Source organism: Sediminibacterium sp. FW305-C-269 (genome assembly GCF_058231045.1).
Window position 1 is genome coordinate 840929 of the sequence record NZ_JBIQXQ010000001.1, and the last position, 26818, is coordinate 867746.

General features: G+C 35.0%; 25 protein-coding genes. 11 read left to right on the plus strand and 14 right to left on the minus strand.

Annotated features, from left to right (window positions below; translation table 11 throughout):
• Window positions 1-24: 24 nt before the first annotated feature.
• The gene (locus ACH3Y6_RS03590; protein ID WP_490834206.1) at window positions 25-408 is read right to left on the minus strand and encodes a hypothetical protein; all 384 of its coding nucleotides are present in this window, start codon (window positions 406-408) and stop codon (window positions 25-27) included.
• 163 nt (window positions 409-571) lie between these two features.
• Between ACH3Y6_RS03590 and ACH3Y6_RS03595 the strand changes: the two genes are divergently transcribed.
• On the plus strand, window positions 572-1090 hold the full coding sequence (locus ACH3Y6_RS03595; RefSeq protein ID WP_490834207.1) for a nuclear transport factor 2 family protein: 519 nt from the start codon (window positions 572-574) through the stop codon (window positions 1088-1090).
• Window positions 1091-1187: 97 nt separating this feature from the next.
• On the opposite strand, the gene ACH3Y6_RS03600 is transcribed toward ACH3Y6_RS03595, so the two are convergent.
• Both ACH3Y6_RS03600 and ACH3Y6_RS03605 read right to left on the minus strand, forming a co-directional pair.
• On the minus strand, window positions 1188-1652 hold the full coding sequence (locus ACH3Y6_RS03600; protein WP_490834208.1) for a YybH family protein: 465 nt from the start codon (window positions 1650-1652) through the stop codon (window positions 1188-1190).
• Window positions 1653-1753: 101 nt separating this feature from the next.
• Entirely contained in the window at window positions 1754-2953 is a 1200-nt protein-coding gene (locus ACH3Y6_RS03605; RefSeq protein WP_490834209.1) for a serine hydrolase domain-containing protein, read from the minus strand.
• Between the two features lie 550 nt (window positions 2954-3503).
• Between ACH3Y6_RS03605 and ACH3Y6_RS03610 the strand changes: the two genes are divergently transcribed.
• Complete coding sequence (locus tag ACH3Y6_RS03610; protein WP_490834210.1) at window positions 3504-4739, plus strand: tyrosine-type recombinase/integrase; 1236 nt, start codon at window positions 3504-3506, stop codon at window positions 4737-4739.
• 21 nt (window positions 4740-4760) lie between these two features.
• Here ACH3Y6_RS03610 and ACH3Y6_RS03615 read toward each other — a convergent pair whose 3' ends face one another.
• Window positions 4761-5870 (minus strand): HigA family addiction module antitoxin, encoded by a 1110-nt coding sequence (locus ACH3Y6_RS03615; RefSeq protein WP_490834211.1) that lies wholly within the window; start codon window positions 5868-5870, stop codon window positions 4761-4763.
• A gap of 72 nt (window positions 5871-5942) precedes the next feature.
• The gene (locus tag ACH3Y6_RS03620) at window positions 5943-6263 is read right to left on the minus strand and encodes a type II toxin-antitoxin system RelE/ParE family toxin (RefSeq protein ID WP_490834212.1); all 321 of its coding nucleotides are present in this window, start codon (window positions 6261-6263) and stop codon (window positions 5943-5945) included.
• A gap of 107 nt (window positions 6264-6370) precedes the next feature.
• On the opposite strand from ACH3Y6_RS03620, the gene ACH3Y6_RS03625 reads away from it, so the two are divergent.
• Complete coding sequence (locus ACH3Y6_RS03625; RefSeq protein WP_490834213.1) at window positions 6371-6544, plus strand: hypothetical protein; 174 nt, start codon at window positions 6371-6373, stop codon at window positions 6542-6544.
• Window positions 6545-6713: 169 nt separating this feature from the next.
• Here ACH3Y6_RS03625 and ACH3Y6_RS03630 read toward each other — a convergent pair whose 3' ends face one another.
• Window positions 6714-7394 carry a Fic family protein gene (locus ACH3Y6_RS03630; RefSeq protein WP_490834214.1) on the minus strand — a complete coding sequence of 227 codons (681 nt, stop codon included), beginning with the start codon at window positions 7392-7394 and terminating at the stop codon, window positions 6714-6716.
• 845 nt (window positions 7395-8239) lie between these two features.
• Between ACH3Y6_RS03630 and ACH3Y6_RS03635 the strand changes: the two genes are divergently transcribed.
• Genes ACH3Y6_RS03635 through ACH3Y6_RS03660 form a run of 6 tightly spaced genes read left to right on the plus strand, consistent with a single transcriptional unit; the run spans window position 8240 to window position 20028 of the window.
• Window positions 8240-8533, plus strand: coding sequence for a helix-turn-helix domain-containing protein (locus tag ACH3Y6_RS03635; protein WP_490834215.1), 294 nt, complete (start codon window positions 8240-8242; stop codon window positions 8531-8533).
• Window positions 8534-11794 (plus strand): helicase-related protein, encoded by a 3261-nt coding sequence (locus tag ACH3Y6_RS03640; RefSeq protein WP_490834216.1) that lies wholly within the window; start codon window positions 8534-8536, stop codon window positions 11792-11794.
• A 12-nt stretch (window positions 11795-11806) separates the two neighbouring features.
• Window positions 11807-15277 carry an Eco57I restriction-modification methylase domain-containing protein gene (locus ACH3Y6_RS03645; RefSeq protein ID WP_490834217.1) on the plus strand — a complete coding sequence of 1157 codons (3471 nt, stop codon included), beginning with the start codon at window positions 11807-11809 and terminating at the stop codon, window positions 15275-15277.
• On the plus strand, window positions 15274-17214 hold the full coding sequence (locus ACH3Y6_RS03650) for an OLD family protein (RefSeq protein WP_490834218.1): 1941 nt from the start codon (window positions 15274-15276) through the stop codon (window positions 17212-17214). The genes ACH3Y6_RS03645 and ACH3Y6_RS03650 overlap by 4 nt, the downstream gene beginning before the upstream one ends.
• Window position 17215: 1 nt before the next feature.
• The gene (locus tag ACH3Y6_RS03655) at window positions 17216-18607 is read left to right on the plus strand and encodes a DUF4062 domain-containing protein (protein ID WP_490834219.1); all 1392 of its coding nucleotides are present in this window, start codon (window positions 17216-17218) and stop codon (window positions 18605-18607) included.
• Window positions 18604-20028, plus strand: a complete 1425-nt coding sequence (locus ACH3Y6_RS03660; protein WP_490834220.1) for an argonaute/piwi family protein — start codon at window positions 18604-18606, stop codon at window positions 20026-20028. The genes ACH3Y6_RS03655 and ACH3Y6_RS03660 overlap by 4 nt, the downstream gene beginning before the upstream one ends.
• Before the next feature lie 413 nt (window positions 20029-20441).
• Here the strand turns inward: ACH3Y6_RS03660 and ACH3Y6_RS03665 are convergent, their stop codons facing one another.
• Entirely contained in the window at window positions 20442-20756 is a 315-nt protein-coding gene (locus ACH3Y6_RS03665; RefSeq protein ID WP_490834221.1) for a helix-turn-helix domain-containing protein, read from the minus strand.
• Between the two features lie 60 nt (window positions 20757-20816).
• Here ACH3Y6_RS03665 and ACH3Y6_RS03670 point away from each other — a divergent pair, with 60 nt between their 5' ends.
• Both ACH3Y6_RS03670 and ACH3Y6_RS03675 read left to right on the plus strand, forming a co-directional pair.
• The gene (locus ACH3Y6_RS03670) at window positions 20817-21101 is read left to right on the plus strand and encodes a hypothetical protein (RefSeq protein WP_490834222.1); all 285 of its coding nucleotides are present in this window, start codon (window positions 20817-20819) and stop codon (window positions 21099-21101) included.
• A 6-nt stretch (window positions 21102-21107) separates the two neighbouring features.
• A complete protein-coding gene (locus ACH3Y6_RS03675; RefSeq protein WP_490834223.1) occupies window positions 21108-21581 on the plus strand; it encodes a hypothetical protein in 474 nt (157 codons plus the stop codon).
• A 7-nt stretch (window positions 21582-21588) separates the two neighbouring features.
• Here the strand turns inward: ACH3Y6_RS03675 and ACH3Y6_RS03680 are convergent, their stop codons facing one another.
• The 7 genes from ACH3Y6_RS03680 to ACH3Y6_RS03710 all read right to left on the minus strand — a co-directional run bounded on the left by ACH3Y6_RS03680 (window position 21589) and on the right by ACH3Y6_RS03710 (window position 26508).
• On the minus strand, window positions 21589-22998 hold the full coding sequence (locus tag ACH3Y6_RS03680) for a relaxase/mobilization nuclease domain-containing protein (RefSeq protein ID WP_490834224.1): 1410 nt from the start codon (window positions 22996-22998) through the stop codon (window positions 21589-21591).
• Complete coding sequence (locus ACH3Y6_RS03685; protein ID WP_490834225.1) at window positions 22995-23330, minus strand: plasmid mobilization protein; 336 nt, start codon at window positions 23328-23330, stop codon at window positions 22995-22997. The genes ACH3Y6_RS03680 and ACH3Y6_RS03685 overlap by 4 nt, the downstream gene beginning before the upstream one ends.
• A 7-nt stretch (window positions 23331-23337) precedes the next feature.
• Window positions 23338-23667, minus strand: a complete 330-nt coding sequence (locus ACH3Y6_RS03690) for a hypothetical protein (RefSeq protein WP_490834226.1) — start codon at window positions 23665-23667, stop codon at window positions 23338-23340.
• Between the two features lie 205 nt (window positions 23668-23872).
• Window positions 23873-24307 carry a hypothetical protein gene (locus ACH3Y6_RS03695; protein ID WP_490834227.1) on the minus strand — a complete coding sequence of 145 codons (435 nt, stop codon included), beginning with the start codon at window positions 24305-24307 and terminating at the stop codon, window positions 23873-23875.
• 2 nt (window positions 24308-24309) lie between these two features.
• Window positions 24310-25023 (minus strand): P-loop NTPase family protein, encoded by a 714-nt coding sequence (locus ACH3Y6_RS03700; RefSeq protein ID WP_490834228.1) that lies wholly within the window; start codon window positions 25021-25023, stop codon window positions 24310-24312.
• Window positions 25024-25139: 116 nt separating this feature from the next.
• On the minus strand, window positions 25140-26126 hold the full coding sequence (locus ACH3Y6_RS03705; RefSeq protein ID WP_490834229.1) for an AAA family ATPase: 987 nt from the start codon (window positions 26124-26126) through the stop codon (window positions 25140-25142).
• 46 nt (window positions 26127-26172) lie between these two features.
• Complete coding sequence (locus ACH3Y6_RS03710; protein WP_490834230.1) at window positions 26173-26508, minus strand: helix-turn-helix domain-containing protein; 336 nt, start codon at window positions 26506-26508, stop codon at window positions 26173-26175.
• Window positions 26509-26818: the final 310 nt, after the last annotated feature.

Below are 26818 nucleotides of genomic sequence, written 5' to 3' on the forward strand. Positions count from 1 at the left end.
TTAGAAGCACTTAGTGCTTATTCATTAGTCTACAGCATAATATTTTCTATACAATTGACCAGTTATAAAAACAGCGTTGTTGTCTTTATTCTTGGTTGCCCAGGCTTTAAATTTTGGGTGGTTGTGGATAGCTTTGTACTCTTTTTCGGAAACCCAATGCCCGATAGTGCAATTTCTATAGGTTTTAGTGGTGTCAGAAGCATCTAATTTAAAGCAGCTGTAATAATTTTTCGGGAACCCGATTTCAGCAATAATTGCATTGATTTCTTTTATGCTGGCCATATAGGTTTTTTCCATTTCTGCATTTTTTATGTCATAAAAATGTACAGAGTTAATGGCTTTTTGAGCATGAGCTGTCACGTTTAATCCGATTGCATAAAGCATGGATAAAAAGATAATTTTTTTCATTTGATGATATTTAAAGTTTATCACACTAAGAAACATTGATTTTCCCTTTCGTTTAGTTGCTTTCCTTATCTAGCTTGTTCCCTTTTATGAATCCGGAACATTTTTTATTAAAAAACGGTCGTTTTAGATCCGGTTGCTATATAAATTGAACTCAAAAAAAATCATGAAAAAATTATTGGTAAGTGTTCTTGTATCAGCTTTATTGATTGCTTGTACTGATTCAGGTAAAAAAAGCGAAGGCGCTGAAAAACAGCCAAATCCAGTTGCCCACATTTTTAAGCCAACGTACACCGACAACTTTAAAATAGGTGATCCAAAGAATGTATTGTTGGCAGAACAATTTCACAAATTATTGTTTGAGAAAGACTTTAAACAAGCAGGAGAATTGATAGCTGATACGGCACAGTTAAATAATGATGATGGCTCAGTTTTAAAAGGGAAAGCAGCAATAGTAGATTTTATGGAAAAGAATTTCGCCGGAATCACTATCAAAAATTTTCAAATAGCTGCCATATTGCCTGTGGTTGGCGAAAATGGACACCAGTGGGTAGATATTTGGGATGAAGCTGATCTTGTAACCCCGGATGGTAAAACACAAAAATACCAATGGGTTGATGCTTTCAGATTTGAAAACGGGAAGATTGTTCACTTTATCGGATTCGCGAAAGCTGTAAAAGGTTAGGCTTTCAATAAAGCTGGTTAATCTAAATCAGAAAAAAAGACAACAGAAGCCCCTGTTATTAGGGGCCTCTGTTGTATAAATCATTTTAATTGTATAGTTATTTTGTTGCCAAAGGCAAATCTGTGTTTGACATATCTCTATGTAACTTCCATTTACCATCTTCTTTTTTCCAAAGAACCAGGTATTTTCCTTTATCTAACTGGTTATCTTCTTTTGATTTTACGGTAAAGACACCTTCTTCTGTGATGTAGTTCTCGTCACCCCATACTTCCAAAGTTGTTAACTCTATCTTGCTCAAACCAGCATTCATAAAGCTACCCCAAACTTTGGTTAAGTTTTCCTTTCCTTTTACGGATGGCATATAGTTTAACATGACAGATCCTTCTTTACTATATGCTGCTGCCATTCCTGCTGAATCCCCTTTGGCAAAAGTTTCCATGATTACTTGATTAGTCGCTTCAATTTCTTTTTTAGCATTTACTAAATCGAATGAAGGCTTTGTTTCTTCCTTGCATGCGAATAAGCTCGATACCATTAAAACTGATAAAAGCATTTTTGTCATCTTAGTAGGATTTTATTGTTAGTAAAAGTGAATTCTTTTTATGATCATACCCTCTTTCTGCAATTAGGTTGGTATATTTTATTATGTACATCCTCTTGTTACTATTTGATATTATATATGGCTCCTTCTGCTTTAAAGTTTGCAGATTCAGCATATTGATTGCTAAATGGCAGCGTATTACTAAAAAATAAGACGGCTTTGCCTCTCTTTCGATCTATGCTATAAAAAGTATTTGCGATACCTGACCAAAAGACAGTTCCAGGATTTCGAATACCTTTTCTTCCGTTTTGATCTATAGCCCAGCCGATTCCAAATTTGTTATTTTCTAAAAAGTGTGAATTGGGGCTTGTCAAAAAAGGGTATGCATTCGTTGGATCTTCCAGTAGGGTTTCCAAACTGCCCATATTATTCTCAAACATTACATCAATAGTTGATTTTTTTAGTATTTGATGTTTATTCAGTGTGCCATCATTCAAAATACACCTGATAAATTGTGCATAGTCGTGAAAAGTACTAAACAGGCCACCACCTGCATCATAAGTTTTGGGTTTCAGATCTTTATATTGCCAAGCTGTATCAGCCTCAAATTTTTCACCGTTTAACTGTCCGAATGTGGTGATTTCGCCGATTAAGGAATCTGGAACAGTGAAAAATGTTCTACTCATTCCTAGTGGTTTGCTAATATTCTCGTGAATGTATGTTTCAAGATCTTTGCCAGATACTTTTTCTACCAATTTGCCTACCCAGTTAATATTGGTGCCATATTGCCATTTATCACCCGCTTCAAATACTCTTGGCAAGTCGGAATAATGATAATCTGCAGGCATATGTTTGCTAAATTGATCAAGTCCATTATGTAAAAATGGATATGCAAAACCGGCTGTATGCGTTAATAAATGTCTTAATGTGATTGATTTGTTAGGCTTTACTAAGTTTCCATCTTTAGTAAGTATTGGAATGGCAGCCATTTCTGGCAATAAATTGTCTAAAGGCTGGTCTAATTGTAATTTACCTTGTTCTACTAATTGCATTGCTGCAACTGTAGCTATGGCTTTTGTCATTGAATAGATTCTGAAAATATGATCGTCATTGACGGGTGTTTTTTTACTCCAAATTTTATTGCCATGATGATATTCGTAAAAAACCCCATTTTTATTAATCCCGCCAACGATAAATGTTGGTAATGGATTGTGTTTGGCAATACTATCCATTGTCTTGTCAAGGCGAAGTTTTGAATTTGATTGAGCATTTACCAGACAGGGAAAAGTCAGTAAAACAATGCTGATTGCTATAATTTTCATACGCGTGTATTTTCTGAATTATTTGAGCATTTAAGGTATTACTATGCATGCTATTTGGCTAGCTACTAAAGCTCCTCCTTGTTCCCCTATACCACTTTGGAACATATTTAGGCCTAAAATCTTATTTAGAAGTGGATTGTAAATTGTCCCCGAGCCGCAGACAGCATACAACCTGAGTCGAAAGATTTGTGACCTTCTTCCATATTTGGTAGTAACCTAGATCATGTTAACGAGGCGGGTTCAATGATCATCAAAATCTGGCAGGAACTGGCAGGGGCATCCTTAAGTAAAAAATCACCTACATTTCGAGAACGTAAGTGATTGATTTTGAGTGGTTAACTCTGTGGGCCCACCAGGGCATGATCCTGGGACCCCCTGATTATGAGTCACTTTTATTTTGTTATCAGCTGTTAACGATTTATAATAAAAATTCATAAAATCCTTGCTATTACTGCATTTCAGAGAAATATTGCTTAAACTTGATTTTTGCTTTTGATAGTTGTTTTCAAAAAACATGTATCAAATCATGTATCAAATTTAAGGTTATACGATGAAAGAGCAGCGAGTTACAGTCAAAGTAGTCCCAGATACCCGGAGAGGTAAGCTTTCTGGTAAATATCCCTTAAAGCTTAGACTTACCTGTAAAGGGGAGAGGCGATACTATAATACCATTTATGATGTTTCTACTGAAGAATGGGAGGCAATCAATTCCGACCAGGTCAAGGGGCGACTAAGAACGATTCGAAATGAGATCAGTGCCTTAGAACTGGATGCTGAGCAAACTATAAGACTAATGGATGTTTTTTCATTCTCCAAGTTTGAAAAGCGATTTTATAAGAAATCGGGTAAATCCAGGACAATTAATAACTTTTTTAGAGAATATATCGATCAATTAACTACAGAAAGGCGCATTGGAACCGCTGAAGCCTATCAAACGGCATTAAATGCATTAATTAACTTTAAAGGTGATAAGAAAGTATCAGAAATAACAGCCGGGTACTTATCTGATTTTGAAGAATATCTATTGGGCAAAGGGAGAAGTATTACTACTGTTGGAATTTATTTGAGACCTCTTCGTGTTATCTTAAATATTGCTTTAAATGAAGGGTTAATTACAAAACAAGAGTATCCATTTGGCAAGCATAAATATGTTATCCCTACCGGAAATAATGTTAAGAAAGCAATTGGATTAAATGACATTTCCAAGATTATAAATTATCAATGTACAAATGGATATTTTGAAGAAAGATCTCGAGATTTCTGGCTTCTTAGTTATCTGTGTAATGGAATAAATATGATGGATATTTGTCAATTAAAAATTAAGAATCTGCAACCAAAGCAGATATCCTTTGTTCGAGAGAAAACTAAACTTAGCAGAAGGGCTAATCCTAAGGTAATAACTGTTTTTAGATCAGAAAAAGTTGATGAGCTTATTCATAAGTGGCGTAAAAAGGAAAGTATTAAGCCAGATTCTTACTTATTTGATATCATATCAGATGACGATGACTTCATTGTTATTAGGAATAAGATCAAGCAGTTTACAAAGGTTACAAATGAATGGATGACAAAAATTGGTGAGAAGGTTGGTATTAATATTAAGCTTACTACTTATGTGGCTCGTCATTCTTTTGCAACAATCTTAGCTCAAGAAGGGAAGGCCCCAATTAAATACATAAGTGACAAGTTAGGGCATACTAATTTACTTACAACAGAAAAATATCTTGCCGGCTTTGATATTAAAACTGACGAGTATTATTCAGATGTATTGACGTCTTTTAAGATGTAAAGAATTGACAAATTGATTTATTTAATGTATTGAATTATCAATATCTAACGGTAATGAAAAAGATTTAAGTTCATGTGAAAGCCGTCCTTTTACAATTGCTGGGTGTATTTTTTGCGAATGAGCAAATTCTATGACCGAGCTTTTATGTAATCTAATGGACTTTGAAAAAAACTCATCCCATGCAGTTTTGTCTATAAGTTTATCATTCGCATAGCAATTAGCTTCGTTCTCCATTATTGAATTTTGATCTTTAGCCGCACCCTCATTATTTTCTATATCTATAAATTCAGCATTGTTATTATTTATAAGATGGCTGAAGATATGTCCTAATTCATGAAAAAGTGTAAAAGCAAAATTATCTAGACGTTTGTGTCTTATTGTAAGACCCACTGCAGGATTCCCATCACTCCAGAACGAAACACCATCAATCGGGCATTTTTCAGGATGAATCTGTACAATTAGTTTGATACCATATTTACTTAATGTTGCAACACAGCTATCGATAACATTCAGATTTTGTTGGATGATATTTTTTAAATCTGATATTAATTCCTTCTCTTTACGACTATCAAATTGACTTACTACAATATTTTTAGCTTTATACTTTACAAGGTTTAGCCATCCTGTTAGATTAATTCTATCTGTAGAAAGCTTTTCAGACCGCCTAAAATGCACCATACTTGGGCTATTAAATGCTTCTGGTAATTGATCGAGATGGTTAATTCGATATACTGATTTAATAACAGGAATATCAATTATTGGATCTCCGGAGATTACTTCTTGTTTTTTAAAAAACTTTACAGGGATCATTGATTCAATCATATTCCATTGATCAATGGCAAATAATCTCTGCAAGGTTTTTTGATTTACCCGCTCTTTATCTAGCTCAAAGTTGCTTTGAAGATTTATCCAAATTGATGGATCCATCTTTAATTCTCTACCAATTAATAGTGCATGTTCGGCAGTTATTCCACGTTTACCTTTGATAATTTCATTAAGCAATGAGGGCTGGATACCTAATTTAATAGCAAAATTCTTTTGGCTAATTTCTCTGGCTTCAAGTTCGTCAGATAAAATTTCACCAGGATGAATTAAATTCCCTGGGACTAGGTTCTTACTTGCAGTTGACATAGCGTTTTTTTGCACTGGTTTTTACTGGGGTGAGCCCAGTTAATAGTTATAAATCAGTATTTCTGATATATACTATTCGTAATGGTTACTTATTTCTTCAATCAATAGTATAGTTATTTCGGGTGGACTATCTGTGCTCTGTATCTCCTCAAAGATTAATCTATATTTCTTATTAATTCGGACAGAACTTTTACCTTTTAAATTCCCTTTTAACTTTTCATAATTCAATGCGTGAAATTGATATAATTGCTCAATGTTTTCTATAGCCCTTAAGCGAAATATTACTTTTTGATACTGTTTTATTAATGCGGGATCAAACCGATATTTTTTATCAGAAATCTTTGTTCCCTCATAAAGATCAATAAGGTTTAAGTCTTTGAAAATCAATTCCAATAGAAACGGTTTAGCAAATTTACAAAAATAATTCACAAAATTGTGAATTATTATATTTAAATTCACAAAATCGTGAACATAAACATAACAAATTAAAATTTATTACAATGGCAAAAAATGGTAAATCTGGAGATGGCCACAGAAATGGTCAGGTTAAGGAGAGAAGTCAAACTTACAATTCGAAAACAGAAGCCTGGGTTAAAAGAGATACTGAGACAGGTAGATTTATGGATCAGAAAGCTGACAATAAGCCTTTTAAGGGGGTGAGGAAGGAAAAGTAATTTCCAGTCAGCGATACTTTGAAATAGGCAATTTGGGCCCTTCTAAAAGGGGCAAAAAAGAGGGAATAGAAAAATTCTAGTAAGAATACTGATGTAATATCAGTAGTGCTAGCAATCTTATTGTTCTGAAAAAGCTTTTAATTGGTAAGCATTGAGTCGATTAAAAACTTTATGTTAATAATTGTGCTTTATTATATTGTTTGAGCATAAAAGTTCTTATCCAGTTAATATTATCTTCAAGGTTTGATTTTTGGAGGGCATTAAAATATTCCTCCTTGTCCTCTATGAAAACTGTTCCTAATGGTAGCCCATAATAGGCTTGTATATAATTCATAATCAGTCTACTAGTGCGGCCATTCCCATCGTAAAACGGGTGTATTGAAACGAGATTGTAATGTGCTGCGAAGGATAAGTTTAATTGATCTTCAATATTATTGGGGTTAAGTAGTAGCATCTTTTCTTGTAAGGAACGGACAAATTCTTTAGTGAGCTTTTCTACTTTATCATAACCTGGGAAATATGTACCACCAGCACTAACATTGCCCTTACGAAATTCACCGTTGGATGCATCTACCTGTCCGAGGGGAGTATTGTAAATGCTCCCTGTGTTTTTCATAATAAGTGCATTAATATGTTTGATTAGCTCTACTGTAATTGGGTTTCGTTTAACTGCAGTTTCGAGAGTATATGTAAGAGCAGCAGCATGATCTTTAACCATCATCACATCAATGATGGATTTACCAGCTGGTAAGACTCCTTTATTCAAGAATAAACGAATTTCATCAGCTGTCAATAAACAACCTTCTATTGCAGTAGAATGATATGTAATAATATGATTTTCTAATTTCAAGTTGATAATCCTCCTTACCCTTGCATTCCTCCATTATTAAATAGGTATAAATGTAACAAAGACAAGAGAAATAATAATTGTTTCGGCTTTTTTTATACTTATTTCCATTAATACCTGTTACTTTTTGCAAGTAGTTTCCAAAATAATTTGTGGCAGTAATAAAGACATATCCCTCCCCATTATATCTCCATTTCGTTATACTTCAGAATTACTTCAATTGCTTACAACTCGTCTAACCTACTGAATAAAAACATGCTTTATTAATATTCATAATTTGGTAACCACCTGCAAAACCTCAGATGTAATATTTAGCGTTTACTATTTATGCTTAAAGAGTGTTAGCTCACTCGTGTGAGCAAAAGCAAGTTTAATAAAATAAGGAGCCTCTGCATAAACTCAAATGATATACCTCCATAGTCTTATAAGTAGATCTCCCGCACTTTTGAGGTTGAAATACACACACTACCCAAAATATTTCGGATGCAACCAAATCATTAACAATTTTTTTTGAGAGGGAGAGTTCATATATTCAATTGTTGTAAGCAAGCCTAAAAGACGACACTACACAAGACAAACAGTTTGACAGGAAGACATCATACAGACCATACTTCAACTCGACAACAGGTAAGCCGACACTCAAGCCAACCCGATGTTTTTTATTTTTTTCCACCACACATTTTTTAAAAACATTTTTAAGCCAGCCTGCATTTGGCACATTTGGTTTTGCCCAACCCACAAGCCGACCCTTCACAAAACCCGAAGAGCCAAATTTTAGCACACACACGGAAAATGGTATAATTAATTTTGTTATATTTGCCAATATCTGTCAAGACAATAAATTTATAATGGCGACACAACTCGGAGACAAAATCAGAGAGTTTAGAACAAGGCAAAACCTGCTTTTAAGACAGGTTGCTTCTAAACTTGACGTTGACACTTCTATCATCAGCAAAATGGAAAGAGGCGAAAGACCAATCAAGAAAGAGCAAATTGCAATCTTGGCTGACATTCTTAAAGCCGACAAAGAGGAGCTTTATACACTTTGGCTGGCTGACCAAGTTATGGATGTGATAAAGGACGAGCCATTAGCTGACGAAGCACTCAAATCAGTTTCTAAGAAAATCAAAAAAAGAAAATAGATGGCGTCAAATTTTTTTACAAATCAAGGCGACAATACACTATACAAGAAATTTGTAGGTGTGTTTGAGCATATGCAGAATATAGAATACTTCAAATCAGTTATTGGCTATTTCCGTGCATCAGGTTATTTCGCAATTCGCAAACACTTCCCTGAGAATTTAAAAGTAAAAATCATAGCAGGTATCAATGTTGACCCTTTCATTGCTTTAGCCCAAAAACAAGGACTTCTATTTAATCTAAACGCCAAAGACACCAAAGAATCATTTATTGAATCAGTTCAGCAAGACATCATCAATGCGAAATATGGTAAAGACATAGAAGCAGGTATCATTCAATTGATTGGTGACATTGCAGACGGACGAATAGAAATCAGAGCACACAATTCAAAAAAGCTTCATTCAAAATTTTACATTTTTCTTTCGCCAAACTTCAACGAACACAATCCCAACGGTATGGTGATTATGGGTTCATCTAATCTTTCAGCACAAGGTTTAGGATTGGAAGACGTTGACCATAATTACGAAATGAATGTTGAGCTAAGAGATTATGAAAACGTAAAATTTGCCGACACCGAATTTGAAAAGCTATGGGAACAAAGCACACCTATACTTCCAGTTGATGCACCTGCATTGATAAAGAAAACGTATTTAGATGCTGCTCCAACTCCTTTTGAACTGTATGTAAAATTCCTAATTGAGTTTTTCGGAAAGAACATTGAATACGATCCGGATAGTATCAGCGATATTCCATTGAAGAAATTCAAAAAACTAAGCTATCAAATTGATGCAGTTAATCAGGGCTATGAGTTACTGCTAAAACATAATGGTTTCTTTTTAGCAGACGTAGTTGGAACAGGAAAAACGATAATGGCTGCATTGTTGGCTAAGAAATTTATAATCAACAATGGACCGAAAACCAAAATATTAATTGTTTATCCGCCTACACTGGAAAAGAACTGGAAAAGCACTTTCAAAGAATTTAGAATTGATGAAAAGTGCCATTTTATTGCCAATGGTAGTTTGAGCAAAATTGTAGAAGGTGACCACAACTATGCCGACAAAGAACGCTATGATTTGATTTTAGTTGACGAAGCACACAAATTCAGAAACCACAGAAGTCAGCAGTTTGAAAACTTACAGGTAATCTGCAAATCTGGTCGTGAGAATATCGGTGGCATTGAAGGTTTTGAAAAAAAGGTTGTGCTGATTTCTGCAACACCATTGAACAACAAACCCGAAGACATTTACTATCTCATCTCACTATTTCAGGATATTAGAAATAGCAACCTGGGAGAACCGAATTTGCAGAAGTATTTCTATCCGCACATTATCCGATACAAAACGCTTATACAACAAACTCCGCTTGACTTACAAGCTATACAAGACATTTTCAATGACATCAGAGATAAAGTTGTAAAGGACATTACCATTCGTAGAACCCGAACTGACCTAAAGAAAAATGAACGCTATGCAAAGGACTTGCAAGAGCAAGGTATCATTTTCCCGAAAGTGGCTGACCCATTTGCCAATGAATATGAATTGCCTCACAACTTAGCAACGCTATTTCTTGACACGGCAAACAGCATCATTGATAAAAGCAAAATTGACTTTTTCCGCTATCAGGCAATTGCCTATTTGACAGACGAAGCAAATAATGGACTTTACCAAAGTGCTCAAACAATCTCCCGTTCTTTGGCTTTCATTATGCAAACGCAGTTAATCAAACGTTTGGAAAGTAGTTTTTATGCTTTCAAAAATTCGTTGAGCAAAATCACTGCTTCAACAAAACAAATGATTGAAATGTATGAAAGAGACAGTGTTTTTATTGCTCCTGATTTAGACATTTCGGACTTGCTGAACAAAGGCTACACCGATGAAGAAATTGAAATTGAGATTCTAAAAATAGACGATGAAAAGCCAAAGAATAAAAAGTTCAAACAAGCTGATTTCAAAGCAGGATTTATTGAAGGTTTGCGTAGAGATTATGAAAACTTACACGCCTTAAATGAAAGGTGGCAAGCCATTGAAGAACACCACGACCCCAAATGGAATGTGTTTATTCAGTTGCTTGAAAACGAGTATTTCAATAAAGACAAAAACGAGTTAGGCAAACTGGTAATCTTTACCGAATCAGCAGACACCTTAAATTACTTGGCTTCAAGGCTAAAAAAGGAAACGCTTTACAAGGTTCTTAGCATCACGTCCGACAACAGAAACAAAGAGTTTGAAACCATTCGTGAAAATTTTGATGCCAATTACGAAGGAACTTTTAGAAACGATTACGACATCATTCTGACAACTGATGTATTGGCAGAGGGTATTAACTTACACCGAGCCAATGTAATTGTAAACTATGATACTCCTTGGAATCCGACAAGATTGATTCAACGTCTTGGACGTATCAACCGAATTGGAACAAAAGCCCAATACATTTACAATTACAACTTCTACCCTTCCGAACACGGAGACAACCGCATCAACCTTCGTCAAAAATCTTTGGTAAAACTGCAAAGTAGCCACAGCACATTTGGAGAGGATAACAAAATCTATACGCTGGATGAGATTATAGACCAGTTCAGAATGTTTGAGGAAAAAGAAGAAGATAAAGACCTGAGAACAGAATATTTAGAATGGTTGCGTAAATACCGTGAACAGAATGAAGAACATTTTAACGCAATCAGAAAAATGCCTTTAAAAGTCCGCTGCATACGCAAAGCGACAGAAAAGGAAATCAGTGTTGCATTTGTGAAAAATGGAGACCACAAGAACATCTATTTGCATTCAGAAGGAAAATCATTTTCAATTCCTTTTGAAAAGGCAGTAAAGATTTTTGAAGCACCAAAATCAGAAGATGGTATTTTGCCTGTTCCTGATTTGCATTACAAGCAAATCAACTATATTTTAGAACAGTTTGAAAGAGACATCACAACTCCTGAAATGATTAGTGGAAATGAAGACAAATTGGATGTAAGGTCAAACAAGGCGTTGAATGATTTGAATAATTGGTTAGCAAACCAAATTCTATCATCACCTGAAGCTATTGAAGCAGGAGCAAACTTGTTGCCTTTGCTAAAACACGGAACATACACCAACCTGACCAACGAAGTTTATAAATTGAGAAACGAAACAAATCCAATGAAATTGGAAATGGAGTTGATAAAACTTTCACGGAAATATACGTCCAAAATTAAGCGGGAAGCAAAAAAAGAAACGGAGCCATTGCAACCCAAAATTATCATTTCCGAAACTTTTGTTTCCTAAACGACTTGCACAATGACAATAACAGAAATAAGACAAATACTCGAAAGTCCATACAATAGAAAAGTATGGAAAGGCTTTTTGCAAACACAGTTTACCAACAACAAACTGAATGCAGAAGACCGTGTCATTTCGTTATCTGACAAGACATTGAGCAAACAATGTTTGAGTTTGGGTAACTACGAAATAAACGAATACACCATAATCGGAATCTTTGAAGTTGAACTAAATGAGAAAGTAAACATTACCCGAAACCGTGTTGCTTTAAGAAATTTAATTAAAGACCTGACTAAACAGGTTGCAGGTGCAATGGTTGTTTTTGTGCAGGGCGACAAGTGGCGTTTCAGTTACATCAGTAAACGGAAGGTTAAAAACAAAGACACCAACGAAATACAAGACAAAGAAACAGCACCAAAACGGTACACATACTTGTTTGGTAAAGGTGAAAAAGCACTTACGGCTGCTATTCGCTTTGATAAACTCATTCAAAAGCAGCAAGAAAATATATTTCAATTCCTTTCTTTAGACGAATTTGAGGAAGCATTCTCAGTGGAGAAATTGAGCAAGGAATTCTTTAAAAACTACAAAGACACTTACGAAAATTTTGTTCAATTCCTTACTGGTAAGAGATACGGCAAGAAAGGAAACAAATATGTGGAACAGGTAATACACCAACCCGATTGGCAATTAACAGCACTTTTTAATAAAGACGAAAAACAAGCCCGTGACTTCTGTAAACGAATGATGGGGCGTATTGTCTTTTTGTATTTCATTCAAAAGAAAGGTTGGTTGGCTGTTGCACAAGGTAAAAAGTGGGGTGAAGGCAATCCTGATTATTTGTATGACCTTTTCAAAAAATCAAAACACAAAGACGATTTCTATTTTCAGGAGTTAGTGCCATTATTCTTTAAAACTCTAAATAATCCTGACTCTGAAAAAAGTTCACACACCCTACGTTTTCCTTACTTAAATGGTGGTTTGTTTGACGACAGTCAGGACAGGAAATACAACAAGTTGCATTTGCCCGAGCATATTTTTCAAAACTTGTTTGAGACGTTTAATAATTACAACTTCACCATTTATGAAGATGCGCCGGACGAACACACAGTAGCCGTTGACCCTGAAATGCTCGGACACATCTTTGAAAACTTGTTGGAAGACAATAAAGACAAAGGAGCATTCTACACTCCAAAAGAAATAGTCCATTATATGTGCAAGGAAAGCTTGAAAGCTTATCTTTTTGCATACGATGAACAAAGCTTTGCCAATAACGAGCTGGCAAAACGAACCATTGACAAAGTAATTCAACAACAAGAATTGGACAGTGAGGAAAAGCAGTTTGCTGAGAAGAATGCTTTTAAAATAATTGATGCCTTAGAGCAAGTAAAAATTTGCGACCCTGCTATTGGTTCAGGTGCTTTTCCCATGGGATTGCTACAAGAGATTTTTAATGCTCAAATCTATTTGCAGGAACTGAAAGGATTTAAAAAGGGTGTTTCAGATGCAGACATTAAGAAGCACATCATTGAAGAAAGCATATACGGTGTAGATATTGATGCAGGGGCGGTTGATATAGCACGTTTGCGTTTTTGGTTGAGCTTGGTTGTTGATGAACAAGAGCCACAACCATTGCCTAACCTTGACTTTAAAATCATTTGTGCAAACACACTAATTCCTTTAGGAGAAATAAAAAGTTGGGACATGGATGCCAAAGCAAGTTTGGCAGTGAAGGAATTAGCAAAAATCCGTCACGATTTCTTTAATGTAAGCAGCGATGAGAAGTTGAAGATAGAACGTCAATTTAAAAAGGTTCAAACTGATTTATTGAGTTGGCGTGAATTGGCAACCAAAGACAATTATGAGTTTTATACGAAGCTCTATGGTTTCAATCCCTTTGATTTTCAAACAGCCCCTTGCTCATGGTTTGATGCATGGTGGATGTTTGGCGTAAAAGATGGATTTGATATTGTTATTGGCAATCCGCCTTATGTGCAGCTTCAAAAAGATGGTGGAAAATTGGCAAAATTGTATCAGCCATACCAGTATGACACATTTGAAAGAACAGGCGATATATATTCATTATTCTATGAACGAGGTGTTCAGCTATTGAATGATAAGGGCATACTTTGTTACATTACTTCCAATAAATGGATGAGGGCAAATTATGGAGCTAGCACTCGAAAATATTTTGCTGAAAAAACACATCCGCTTTTGCTCATAGATTTTGGCAATGTTCAGGTATTCGAAACAGCTACCGTTGACACAAATATCTTTATTCTTCAAAACAAGCCCAAAGCCAACAAGCACGAAAGTAAAGAAACACTTGCAGTCCGTATAAACAATGATTTCAATATTGAAGACCAAAGTTTACAAGAGTATGTTTTAAGTAACGGTTATAAACTCTCATTATTAAATCACAACGCATGGGTTGTGGGTGAAAAAGATATCTATGACATTAAAGATTATGTAGAACAACAAGGCACTCCGTTGACAAATTGGGACATTGTTATAAACTATGGGCTCAAAACAGGCCTGAATGATGCCTTTATAATAACAGGTGTAGAAAAGGACAAGCTAATACAAGAACATGAAAGTAGCGAGCAAGTATTAAAGCCAATTCTTAGGGGTAAGGATATCTCCTCTTGGTATCCTGAATTTGCGGATTTGTGGCTTGTTTATATTCCATGGCATTTCCCATTACATGAAGATTCTAAAATCGTAGGAGCTACTCCCAAAGCAGAACCAGAATTTAAAAAGCTTTATCCCGCAATCTACAATCACCTTTTAAAATTTAAAAAAGAACTATCCTCAAGAAACCAAGCCGAAATAGGCATAAGATATGAATGGTTCGCACTACAGCGATTCGGCTCAAATTATTGGAAGGACTTTGAGAAGCCTAAAATCATATATCCCAATATGACCAAGTATATGCCTTTTGTATATGATGAAAAGGACAATTTCTATTCTAATGACAAAAGTTTTATCCTACTTGGTAAGCACTTAAAATATCTTACTTGCTTTTTCAATTCAAAACTATTCAAGTATTGTTTCTCGGATAATTTCCCTGAATTACAAGGAGGAACAAGAGAACTAAGAAAGGTATTCTTTGAAAAAATTCCCGTAAAACAAATTTCAGACGAGCAAGAAAAACCATTTGCTAAAATGGTAGATTATTTGGTTGCCCTTAAAAAAGAAAACAGTCAGGAACCTACAGACCAGTTTATGTTTATCTATTTCGAGCAGATTGCCAATGCTTTGGTGTTTGAATTATATTTCAAAGAAGCGTTTGCTAATGAGAGTTTTGAAGTAGCCAGTTATGTCGCACAGCTGCCTGAAATAGATAAGGAGAGTAAAGAGCCTGTAATACTTCAAATTCGTAAGGCATATATAAAAGCTCACGAACAAGGAAACCCCATTCGCAATGCTGTAGAAGACATGACTATTATTCCACAAATTAACCTTATCAACAATAGTGTTACCATATGAAGATAACCGAAATACAATTTACTAACTATAAAGCATTTTATGGCAATGGTTCTACCAATAAGATTGAAATACCTACTGGTGAAAATTTGCTTATCTATGGCGAAAATGGAAGTGGTAAAAGCAGTATATACGAAGGCTTAAAGAATTTATTTTTAGCATCCAATGTAACAGATGGCAATGCACATTTTTCAAGGCACTTAGCAGTAGATGAGTTTATAAATGACCCCGATGATGATACAAAGCAAATTCAACAAGCAGCAAATATTACTATCACTTTAAATGATTTTAAAGGAAATATAAAGCAAGTGGTTTATGGTACTCCCGGTGGTAATGTAGAAAATGATAAGGATGTATTGGATGCTAGTAAAAGCAACAGTTTTTTATCATACAGAGAATTGTTAAAAACCTATTTAATAGGGAATATTACGGACGGTTTTGCCTTTCAGGTAAATTTAGCTGAATTAATTTTAAAAGATATTTTAGCACAAACGGTCAATATTGGAACTAATAAAACTTACAGCCAAAACTATAAAGAATTATGGGTAGCAGGCAAAGGTACAAGACCCAGTCGCTCCCAAAAAGAAGACATTGCCAAGAAATTTGACATTGGTTTCAAAAAAGATATTGCCGATATAAATATCATCCTCAATGAACTGCTTCATTATTTCTTCCCCGAATTAAAAATTGAATTATCTGTTATAGATACTTACATAGATTACGAAACACAAAATTATCCTGTATTTCAAATAGCTTTAAAATGTTGGCATAATGGCATAGACACAAGCAAGAATGGAGAAAATCATTTAACCATTTTGAATGAAGCAAGATTATCAGCATTAGCCTTGTGTATTTTCCTTTCGGGTATAATTATTAAAAGCAAACAGAAAACAAAAATCAAGTTCCTTTTCTTTGACGATATTTTTATAGGCTTAGATACTTCAAACCGTATTCCATTACTAAAAATATTGAATGAATATAAAGCAATAGAATGGAAAGAAGGCATAAACGATATAACAAATTTCTTAGAAAATGTCATACAAAAAAATGAAGACGGTTCAATAAAATACAAAGCAAACCCTTTCTTTAATGACTATCAAATTTTCATAACTACCTACGATTATCATTGGTTTGAAACAGCGAAATATTACTTGCCAAATAGCATATGGGAAACAGTAGAAATGTATTCTCATTCTGAAAATGGTGTTGATTTTGATTTGCCTTTAATTATTTCCCAATCCTCAAATTATTATCAAAAGGCAGAAATTTATTATAAGAAAAGCAGGGACTACAAAGATTATCCAGCATCAGCAAACTATTTAAGAAAGGAATTTGAGTACCAATTCAAACGCCTTTTGTACGATAAGTATTTATTAAAAAGTGGTGAAAAGGGAACAGTGTTATTAAGGGAAGAGTTGGGCGAATTGAGAGAGAGTTTTGAGCAAATGCTTAAAGACTTGGCATTTGATTATTCACCTTTTTCGGATTTGTTGTTATATACAAAAACAACGCTTAATCCATTATCACATGACAACCTTAGTAAACCAGTTTTTAAAAGAGAATTGCAGGAAACCTTCTTGTTGGCAGATAAACTTATTGCCATAAAAAAAGACCTACTTATAGCAAAAGGCACCAAAGTTACCCTAACAACCATTCATGGTGCAACAACACGTATTACATCTTTAGCATTAAGTGTTGATGTGTTTAAGTTTACTATGGATGGAGTACATAAGCATACACCTGTTTTCTTAAAACCAAAAAACTATGTTGAAGGAGACAACACAAAAAAATTGAACAAGCTACCAGAATGTACCACAGAGAAAGCCTATGATATGATTTACCATCATGTTTTCGGTGTTGACGATGCCTCAAATGGTAAGAATGTAAATGAAGAATTTATTTTGGAGGATGGTCAACAATTAAGTTCAATCATAAATTAATATGTTCATCACACAGCCCAAAATATTCATTAGTAGCACCGTTTTCGATTTAAACAACGAAAGAACAGCTGCATACAATGCTGTGAACAAGGTTGGCGGGTTCCCTGTGATGTCAGAAAAAACTATGGAGGCACAAAGCACAGATTCGCTTACTGCTTGTCTGAGCAAGGTAATGGAATCAGATATTTACGTGCTGATTCTAGGTAGTCGTTATGGTTGGCAGCCCGAAGGAAAAGAATCTATCACCGAATTAGAATACCAAATTGCACGAAGCAAAAATATTCCTGTGTTGGTTATTAACACTACTTATCCTAAAGAAGATTTACAAAAAGCATTTGAAGGTCGAGTTGAGCCAAACTATTTCAGAAAAACGGTTAATGATGCTTTTGAATTGGAAAGAGAACTTGAACAAGCACTAAAGACCGAAATAGATAAAAAGCAGAACGAATATTTTAATAGAACCGAATCTGTTTACTCTAACTTGGTAAGAATCCAGTTTCCAAGCCAAATCTTTATAGCTGATTTGGACATTGATAAAAAAGCAGTAAAGCAATATAACAAAGAAAGAAAACGTTCTTTTTTTAAACCGAATTTGCACGACTATGCAGTTTCAGCACTGTATATGCAAGGCATTTCATTCCCTCATGACTGGTTAGTTTGGGATGGGAAAATCATTACTTTTCACAATCTTCAAGATGATTCAATAGGCTTAACCAAAATAATTGATAGTGGAACAGCAGAGTCTTTTGCTTGTGATGAATTTTACGACACATCATCAGACCATTTGTCACAATTCAAGTATCTTTTAAAGAAGTGCCTTGAAGCAAAACTTCACAAACTAAAAATCAAATGGTTCAAAGAAGAGAAAATGTTTGTATTTCTTCCTTCACAATCTGATGAGTTAGGCACATGGCAGCCAAGGTCTATTGAGTGGACAAAAACGGTGAAGCGAGCAACCCGTAAAGTTGTTGACGTAAAGTATAATTTAAAGGACAAGTCTAAGGTATTCAATCTTAAATGTTTGGCCTTCAAAACTGGTTTTGAGAACTTTGAAAAAGACTGGTATTTGGCTTTAAAACCAGAATGGATATTCCTGTGGAGCGATTTAAAAGTTTGTAATTATGCATATAAGAACATTCAATGGCTTAAAAAGAACGAGCGAAACATGCACGTATTTAATCATTACAATTTCATACTTCGTTATCTCCAGCCGCCACAAATGGAATCACTATTTACGGAATACAAGGATTATCCTTTCTTAAAATTGGAGCAAATTGAAAAATTTGATTTTGCCCCTATAATTCCAGATTCTGTGTGGAGTAGTTTGGAAGCAATAGGCAATCAAAAAAAGATGACTGACGAAGATGGTAACGTAGATTTATTTGGAATATGAAGGCAGATTACATTCTAGAACCATTTTTATTATTTGGCAAAGGCAAAAGCATTTGTCCAAGAGAAGGCATTTCCGAATTAAGCGTTTACGACACCGTTATTGAAGCCAGAAAAAATCAATTACTACTTGGAATTATTGGCATTGAAGAAGATGTTGAAAACCTGAAAAGCTGGCTTAGACGATTTGAAAGTTATATTCCTGCAAGTCCAAAAGGCAAGCAAAAAGGACTATTCAAGTCATTTCCCGGCTTTAATCAAGAGAAAGGGTTCTGTGCTAAATTTATTTACGATTCTAATTACGAACGTATACTTTCTCCGAATGATATTAAGAAGATTTTAAAAGAACCTGACAGGGATAAGAAAGTATTAGATGCTGTTGACTTATTTGGTGACAACATCGGTTTTCTGTCTGACATAAAGAACTGTGATGTTATCGTTTGTATTATTCCTAAAAGTTTTGAAGGAAAAATTGTAAAGGAAAATAAAGAAGATGAACCCGTAGAACAAAATGCTGATGATAATGGAGAACCTGAATTGGAATTAAATTTTAGACGTGCATTAAAAGCCCGTGCAATGAAATACAATACTCCCATTCAACTCCTCAGAGAATATGTTTTACACGACAACAATAAATCTCAAGATGCAGCAACAAAAGCATGGAATTTTTGCACGGCACTATATTATAAAGGACTTCAAACAATACCTTGGAAATTAGATGTAGACGAGAATAGACCAAAAGTTTGCTTTGTTGGAATTGGTTTTTACAGAAGTCGAGATAAAAAGACCATTCAAACTAGTTTAGCTCAAATCTTCAATGAAAATGGTAAAGGCGTAATTCTTCGTGGAACCCCTGTAATGGAAGACAAAGACGACAAAAAGCCTCACCTGACTTATGACCAATCTTTAAGCCTTCTTAAAGATGCTTTAACTAAATACAAATTTGCAACTGGCACAATGCCAGGCCGTGTCGTCTTGCATAAGACATCAAAATATTATGAAGACGAACTTGATGGATTTATTCAGGCAATGCAGGATTTAGGAATCACAGAATATGACATCGTAACGGTTATGGAAACCGATTTACGTTTCTTTAGAAATAATCTATATCCACCAGTTAGAGGTTCAGTTTTTACCTTGACTGAAAAACGACACATCTTATATACGAGAGGTTCAGTTCATCAATATCAGACATATCCCGGAATGTATATTCCTGCTCCTTTGGAAGTGAGAATAGTAGAGTCAGTTTCTTCAGTTAAGACAGTTTGCAAAGAAATTCTTGGACTAACAAAGATGAATTGGAACAACACTCAATTCGACAACAAATACCCAATCACAATTGGCTGTGCCAGACGAGTTGGGGAAATAATGAAGTATATGGGCGAAAATGAGCAACCTAAAGAATCTTATGCCTTTTATATGTAATGAAAATAGCCTACGCATTTTTCAAGCATATTGCCAAAGCCCCACATGCCAACCCGCAAGGCAAAGCTTTGTCAAAGAGCTTGCAAAGCAACGCAGAGAAAAATTGTTTTTAAAAATTTCCCGACCTTTCAAAAAAATAAAAAACGCCACCCACAACCCGACAAATTACCATCCGACAGTGACAGCTAAACATCCTATAAACAAAAACCTGATGTAGATTCCGGAGCATGTTGACCCCCTCTAAACTAATTGAGTTGGCTTCCGTTTTAAAGGATGACCAGCTCCTGTTATTCATTGACAAACGCTATAAGAACACGGCTCATAGCTTTTTGTACTTTTATTACTTACAGGAAAAATCCACACTCAGAGCATTGCCTACCGATCCCTTTGCGCCCAAAAATGTGGTCATGCTATTATGTTGATTTTGTAGTGTTATTTTTTTGATATTTAAGTTTTTCCTCAGCTAGTTGTAGGGCCTTGACCCCTAAGTTTTCTTCTGACAGTTCATAAGCCACCTTATCACTAAGATATTGCAATAATATTTCATTTGAGTTATCCTTATAAAACTGTTGAAATTGTTTAACATGTTCTCTAGTAGGCAAACGAGTATTGTTTTCAATTTTACTTAGTAAACCTGCGTCTATTGACAATGCTGCCGCTACTTCGCGTATAAGAAGGCCTTTTGATTTTCTCAAATTGCGTATTGTTGAGCCTAAGCTTTGTTCCATTTTTGAGTTTTGGGCTAAGTTAGATAGAAAGTGAACGTAATGTACAAGACAAAATAAGACATGACAAAATATGTCAACTTTAAAGAAGTTTTCTTATCTTTAGATAAACCTCATAAAATGAAAGCATATAAAGCAACAGAAAACATCCCCTTATTTTTCCGAGTGGAGCATGCCACGGAAAATCCTGTTAAGTGTAGTATGGAAATACGTGAGCTTAAAATCAACTTTACTATAAAAAAAGAAGATTATGACATCTTGATAAAAGAAGGTGTTTTTAGCCGTAAATCACAGGATTCCGCTCTTGCTCAATTCCATATTTTAAATAATATATCAATTATTGAATAGTGAAATATGATCAGTTTTATTTTTGACCCACCCAACGACTTAGTGCGTATAATTGACAGGAGAGATAGAGAAGATGATAAAAAATATAAACTTTCCGAGATAGCACTTATTTGTTTAGAGTATTATGATGATACAGAAACTGATGGCTACATCTGTATTTATCTAAAATCAGAAATTTCAAAAGTCTACAAAGAGTTGCCTTTTACTGGCTTTGATCAGGATCATCGAGAATCAATACTTGAGGTATGTTTCTCATACAATAATCAAATTGACATATCCGGCAATAGCGAATGGGAGTTTGATATTCACGAAATTTTTATTAAGCTCATTCGCTTGTGTGAAAAGTATAAAATTGAAGTAGTATCTCCTAATAGTGATTATTCTCTGGCTGGTCGTTATTTTGAATGGCTTAAACAAAAAGAGGTGGAACTGTGGTGGGAGGATGATTTTATCTTCCGGAACTATTTTAGCCGGAATTGATTTGATGCTATCTTATTCGTTTTGATTGCCTTAACTGAGGTTCCTGTTCTTCTTCAACTTCTATGTGACTTTTGGGAATAGATAGTCTATTAGTGAATTCAATAGTACTAAATCCTTGTTTTCTTTTAGGGACATGCGAATCTCCTATAAATAACTGTTTAATATAGTCTAGTATTATCTTATTTACCAACTCACTGCCAGGTTGATTTATCAAGGCTATAGTAATTTTTGACAACGGAAGACTGGCTATCTTTTCGGATAGTTTTTCTTTATTAGACGGGGAGTTTATTATGAGGAAGTTGAATCTTTCTTTCCTGTGCTCTTGTTTCCATAGGAGGTAGCTAAAAAGATCTTGTACTACAATAGTTTGGTGCTTTTTATCAGAAAAAATTGTAGTAATGTCTTTTTCGCCTTCATACGTTTTAGTGTAAGTATTGTATAGCGTATACCCTTTGCTGTCGTTCTGAATCGCTAGGTAATAATAATTATTTCTTTGTAACATTAAAATTCGATCGTACTTTAAGCTTTCTTTGTAGATACCATAATTGGCCCCTAACTCTTCCAGTATTTTCTTCCCTTTATTATTTATCAATTTTACTAGTTGCCCACTAGTTCTTTTGCAATTTGTTTTCGTATTGTTATTGCTCATAGAGCTGGTTTGTAATCCTAATGCCCGGAGGGTGTATTTTCTGCCGATTGCCGATGCATCCATAACGCATCCTCCAAGTTCGACTCCATAGCCACGCAATTCTTTAGTTTGGTTGTTTTTGTACCTGTGAATGATCAGGTTTTTCTTCTCCAAAGCCTTAAAAAAACTTTCAGCATCCTTATGTTTTACCTGAATTGCTTCTTCCAGTATTAGTTTCATTTTTAGCTTTATTCCTTTATCTCCTGATATTGTGGACTTAAGAGGACTTTCTATGTCTTTTTCATTAATTGCCTGCAGCCTCCTTTGAAACATAATTTTACGAGCTCTTTCCAGATTCATTTCTTCAGCAATTTGATCGGCTACTTTTTGTGTTTTTTTTCCGATATACGAATCATGATATAATTTTAAGGAACTGTCATTTACTTTATTTATTATTAAGTGAAGGTGGTGGTGTTCCCTATCCTTATGAAGAAAACCAATCGCCTGATGTTCTATAAGGTTCATTTTCAGAAGATATCTACTCGCAATTTGGCTCCACTTTTCATGAGAGAGATTCTTCCCATCTTCTATTCCTGGCGATAGAATGGCATGTATTGTTAATTGCTTACTGCGTCCCTTATAGCATTTTTGTAGGTCTTCCATTTGTAGCTGATGGTCACTAATATCAAGACCATCAAGTTTGTTTTGATATATGCATGATGCGCCTTCTTTAAGATTATAAGAAATAGTTGCATTTAGGCTTTGATTAGATTTTGCTTTCCCAATCATAATCGGATATTTTCAATAAGCAGTTGCAAAGAGTCTTTTAATTTCAGTATCTCATTATTTAGTCGGGCATCTTTGTTCTGAATAAGGTTACTTATTCGGCTAAAGTTGCTTTTATATTGGATAAGTATAGACTTAAGCTCACGAATCTCATTTAACTCCTGGCTCTTTCTTATAGCCTGAACGAATCCTTTGATAGTTACTTCTCTGCAATAATCTGAGAAACTTTTCCCTGAATCAGCAGCTTTGTCTTTGACCATTTTGTATTCTGATTCAGTATATCTGATTGTTGCTCGCTTTGTTAAAACTTTTGATGGGTCATCTTTTTTGTTCATTTTAATATTATTGCTCAGTAATTCGAGGTTTGTTTTGGGTAAGATCTGGACTACTAAACTTAAATGTCGAATCTTTTGATACTATATTATAATTATCGACCCTAATTGCATTCCCCTTTTGTACAGTTTTAGAATGGTTATCACGATGCCTTTTGAAAGCAGAATAGAGGCTGTTAAGATTGATTTTATCTTCATCAATTTCTAACTCTTTTGAAAGCCAGGTCTTAAATAGCGCTGGTTTTAGCTCTTGAATTTCATTTATATAGGTGTCGACAACAATACTATACGCACGCCATCTACCAGATAGGAGGATATCCCGGATATATTGTTTTTGCATAGAGATTCAATTAAGATTGAACGGATATGAATGTATTTAAGCAGACATAAAATGAAATAAGCCAGTTTTAAATAGAGAATGAATGGCACGTTTAAATTCAATGTATTCACGTCGATTTAGTAAAGCAGGCAAGATGTGAAACCGCAGGCGGATTTCGATCTTGCTTTTTGCGCCAAGGCTCAAAAAGTAAATTAGTGTCGATTCATTATTGGGCTGGCATTGGATGATTCGCTAACCATTCTTCCGCCGCACCTTTAGACATCCCTTTTGTTTCGCTGTAATAGGATTTATACCACCAACACCAGTCGTCCACAATTTTTTTCTTGCGCTGTTCGCTTATGTAAAACTGAGTGTAAATGCCTAACAGAATAATAAGCAGACAACTGGCTACTCCCCATTTGCCCATTCCAAACCAGAAAGCCTGCCATCGGGGATGATCTGAATCTACCGATAAAGATTTTTTTGATCGTTCAATGGCGTTAGCTGCTTGATCTAGTTTTTGGTTCTGCACCGTAATCTTATCTCCAATTTCTTTCTGTAGTATTGTCAGAATGGTCAAACTGGTTTCATCTAGCTTAACTCCATACTTAAGCGTAATTTTTGCAGCTAAATTTTCTATGTTTAAGTTTTGTGATTCCATTATTAGATTTTTGAAAGTTCTTTTTGAATTTTAATCTTTTCAATAAACACGTAGGCCTCAGTCCCTCGCCCTTGTTCTATTATTCTGAGTATGTTTTTGTGTGGGGCTGTCGTAATATCAAAGTCGCCAAACAGTTTCAATGAGTTGATTTTATTTTGTTTAGACTCAGTATAGGAACTTAGTTCATCAATTAGTGAAAGGTGATTTTGGAAAGTGGCCTGATTGGCATAGATGTTTAGTTGAAAATTACCATCTAATGCATCTGCCATCTTTTGAAGATATTGTGTGCAGCCTGGGTAGGCTCCTCCGCCAGCGACTATGATGTTGAATATAAACTCGCAGTTGAGTTCTTGTTCAATCTGTTTAAATTCTGCTGCTGTATAGTCTTTAGTAAACAGGGAAGGAAGCTGGTCGCTTTCTGGTGCACCAAAGTCCAGATAGAAATCATCGTAATCTTTTTGTGTTAACTCCAGCAGATTTTCAAACAGGAGCTGGCGATCAAGTTTATCCCGTCCATCCAACAGATTCATTATGGCGAACCTTGTAGGTTTTTGACCCTTTAAGAACTGAAGTTGTTTACTGCTCGTCATGACAGAGCTATCCAGATCAATAAAGTATGAGCGGATATTGAATTGATTTTTAAGGGCCAGTAAATATGTTAGTAATGATTTACCGGCACCTCCTTTTGCCTGGGATATAAAGTGGACTTTTTTCATGTCTTTTGTTTTATGTTTAATAGAGATAAAGCGTTAAAGGTTTACTTTCTAAATTCCGTTCCATTCCGTTCCGATGTTCCAGTTTTCCAGAAATGGAACGGAATGGAACACTTTGGTTACGATGAGTCACCTTGCTGATTTAGCCATCTGTAGATGGTTGTTTTTGGCTTCGCCAGGATTTGAGCTATTTCCTGGTATGATTTCCCGTTTTTCTTTAGATCCTGAGCCAGATCAATTAGTTCTTCTTTGTCAGAAGATGCGTTTAAGAAAATATGTTCTGACTCATTTACGTCTTCGTCTACTAATTCAAACCATAATGTCTCTGGATTTAGTTTAACTAATTTTGTTTTGTCAGATTCTTCGAACATTCTGGATTTCAACCTTTTTATGAGCCGTAGATCCTTAGACTGGCTTGAATGCCTTATTTGAAAATCCCCGTCACTTAAATCAGTTTTTACGCCGCTACCACTTTGAAGATCACTGTCTGATTTTAGGTTTTTAGTTCCTTTTCTTAAATGATCAATCACCACAATAGCCACTTGATATATCTCTCTAATCCCGCCTAAAATGGCAAAGAAATTAGTCATGTCTACTGCTGAATTTGTATTACTTCCTTTAATTGCTGTTCGGAGATTATCAATGACGATGAGGATTGGTTTTTCTTGAACAATGAGTTTAATTATCGTATCGAAAGATGCCTCGAATGATTGTCTTGTGGAAAAGACCAGAAAATCATCAACGTATGGCCTTAGGTTAAATGGAGAGCCCTTAAACAGTTTATAAGCTCTTCTTTTAAGGAAGAAGTCGGGCATTTCAAAGTCTATGAAAAGCGTTTTGCCGTTTAGTTCAATGATCTCTCCGAGGAACTTTGTTTGGTTTGATGCTACTGCCAAACAAATCTGCATCATAAGAAGACTTTTGGCAGATCCTCGAAGTGATGGGAAGTGAATTAATCCGTTCTCGAAAATGTACTTGCCCCAGATTGACTTCAGGTTCGGTAATGATTGACCTCCTTCCACTAAGTAGCTAAAAGTATAGGCGTGATGAATCTGTCTGGAAGAATTATGTTTGATAATTTCTTCCAGAGTATATAACTTCGACATACTCGACAATTAAATGTTTACAATAGGTAGTGGCTGCAACCACTACCTATCTTTGTTTAAGGATACTTGTTGGTTTTATTTTAAATCTATCTGGGGAGTGAGAGTATTCTTCAAACCATTTGAGTACTTCGGATCTTTTGAATCTCAATGGCTTTGTGGCTTTATAACATGGGAGCTTGTGTTTTTCAATGTGATGCCGAATGGTGGATATTGGCATCTTAAGTAGTTTTTCAACATCTTCAATGAATAGGAATTCTGAGGATGCCTCCATGGTTTGGTTGGAAAATACTCTCTTTTCGTGCATGGAGAGTATTTTGTTCACAGCAGAGGACAAACTGTCGAGTTTTTCAAAGATTTCAAGGTAAGGATTGTAAGTTTTCATCACCAGTAGTTTATGATTAATGCTGGTGTAAAACAAGAAATTATTGAAATAGGTATTAAGATGTTGTGCTTAAACCATGAAAAAATGTGTTTGGCTATTTCTTACGAAAGTTTCTTTTTACTGTCTCAAAATCAAAACCTAAAAAGTTATCAGTCAGAAGTCTTATATAGTCTTCTCTATTATTATTTTCGGAGTTATATTTATCAATGCACTCAAAATAAAAATCATAAAAAAGCGAATAAACAAATTCTTTTCCACCCCTTTCGCTCGAAATATTTATTTGTGCTTTAGGAATTTCTTCACCTAAGAA

Excerpts from the sequence above, each read along its gene's own strand:
- ACH3Y6_RS03590 (WP_490834206.1), bottom strand. The coding sequence starts at position 408 with ATGAAAAAAATTATCTTTTTATCCATGCTTTATGCAATCGGATTAAAC.
- ACH3Y6_RS03595 (WP_490834207.1), top strand. The coding sequence starts at position 572 with ATGAAAAAATTATTGGTAAGTGTTCTTGTATCAGCTTTATTGATTGCT.
- ACH3Y6_RS03600 (WP_490834208.1), bottom strand. The coding sequence starts at position 1,652 with ATGACAAAAATGCTTTTATCAGTTTTAATGGTATCGAGCTTATTCGCA.
- ACH3Y6_RS03605 (WP_490834209.1), bottom strand. The coding sequence starts at position 2,953 with ATGAAAATTATAGCAATCAGCATTGTTTTACTGACTTTTCCCTGTCTG.
- ACH3Y6_RS03610 (WP_490834210.1), top strand. The coding sequence starts at position 3,504 with ATGAAAGAGCAGCGAGTTACAGTCAAAGTAGTCCCAGATACCCGGAGA.
- ACH3Y6_RS03615 (WP_490834211.1), bottom strand. The coding sequence starts at position 5,870 with ATGTCAACTGCAAGTAAGAACCTAGTCCCAGGGAATTTAATTCATCCT.
- ACH3Y6_RS03625 (WP_490834213.1), top strand. The coding sequence starts at position 6,371 with ATGGCAAAAAATGGTAAATCTGGAGATGGCCACAGAAATGGTCAGGTT.
- ACH3Y6_RS03635 (WP_490834215.1), top strand. The coding sequence starts at position 8,240 with ATGGCGACACAACTCGGAGACAAAATCAGAGAGTTTAGAACAAGGCAA.
- ACH3Y6_RS03640 (WP_490834216.1), top strand. The coding sequence starts at position 8,534 with ATGGCGTCAAATTTTTTTACAAATCAAGGCGACAATACACTATACAAG.
- ACH3Y6_RS03645 (WP_490834217.1), top strand. The coding sequence starts at position 11,807 with ATGACAATAACAGAAATAAGACAAATACTCGAAAGTCCATACAATAGA.
- ACH3Y6_RS03650 (WP_490834218.1), top strand. The coding sequence starts at position 15,274 with ATGAAGATAACCGAAATACAATTTACTAACTATAAAGCATTTTATGGC.
- ACH3Y6_RS03655 (WP_490834219.1), top strand. The coding sequence starts at position 17,216 with ATGTTCATCACACAGCCCAAAATATTCATTAGTAGCACCGTTTTCGAT.
- ACH3Y6_RS03660 (WP_490834220.1), top strand. The coding sequence starts at position 18,604 with ATGAAGGCAGATTACATTCTAGAACCATTTTTATTATTTGGCAAAGGC.
- ACH3Y6_RS03665 (WP_490834221.1), bottom strand. The coding sequence starts at position 20,756 with ATGGAACAAAGCTTAGGCTCAACAATACGCAATTTGAGAAAATCAAAA.
- ACH3Y6_RS03670 (WP_490834222.1), top strand. The coding sequence starts at position 20,817 with ATGACAAAATATGTCAACTTTAAAGAAGTTTTCTTATCTTTAGATAAA.
- ACH3Y6_RS03675 (WP_490834223.1), top strand. The coding sequence starts at position 21,108 with ATGATCAGTTTTATTTTTGACCCACCCAACGACTTAGTGCGTATAATT.
- ACH3Y6_RS03680 (WP_490834224.1), bottom strand. The coding sequence starts at position 22,998 with ATGATTGGGAAAGCAAAATCTAATCAAAGCCTAAATGCAACTATTTCT.
- ACH3Y6_RS03685 (WP_490834225.1), bottom strand. The coding sequence starts at position 23,330 with ATGAACAAAAAAGATGACCCATCAAAAGTTTTAACAAAGCGAGCAACA.
- ACH3Y6_RS03690 (WP_490834226.1), bottom strand. The coding sequence starts at position 23,667 with ATGCAAAAACAATATATCCGGGATATCCTCCTATCTGGTAGATGGCGT.
- ACH3Y6_RS03695 (WP_490834227.1), bottom strand. The coding sequence starts at position 24,307 with ATGGAATCACAAAACTTAAACATAGAAAATTTAGCTGCAAAAATTACG.
- ACH3Y6_RS03700 (WP_490834228.1), bottom strand. The coding sequence starts at position 25,023 with ATGAAAAAAGTCCACTTTATATCCCAGGCAAAAGGAGGTGCCGGTAAA.
- ACH3Y6_RS03705 (WP_490834229.1), bottom strand. The coding sequence starts at position 26,126 with ATGTCGAAGTTATATACTCTGGAAGAAATTATCAAACATAATTCTTCC.
- ACH3Y6_RS03710 (WP_490834230.1), bottom strand. The coding sequence starts at position 26,508 with ATGAAAACTTACAATCCTTACCTTGAAATCTTTGAAAAACTCGACAGT.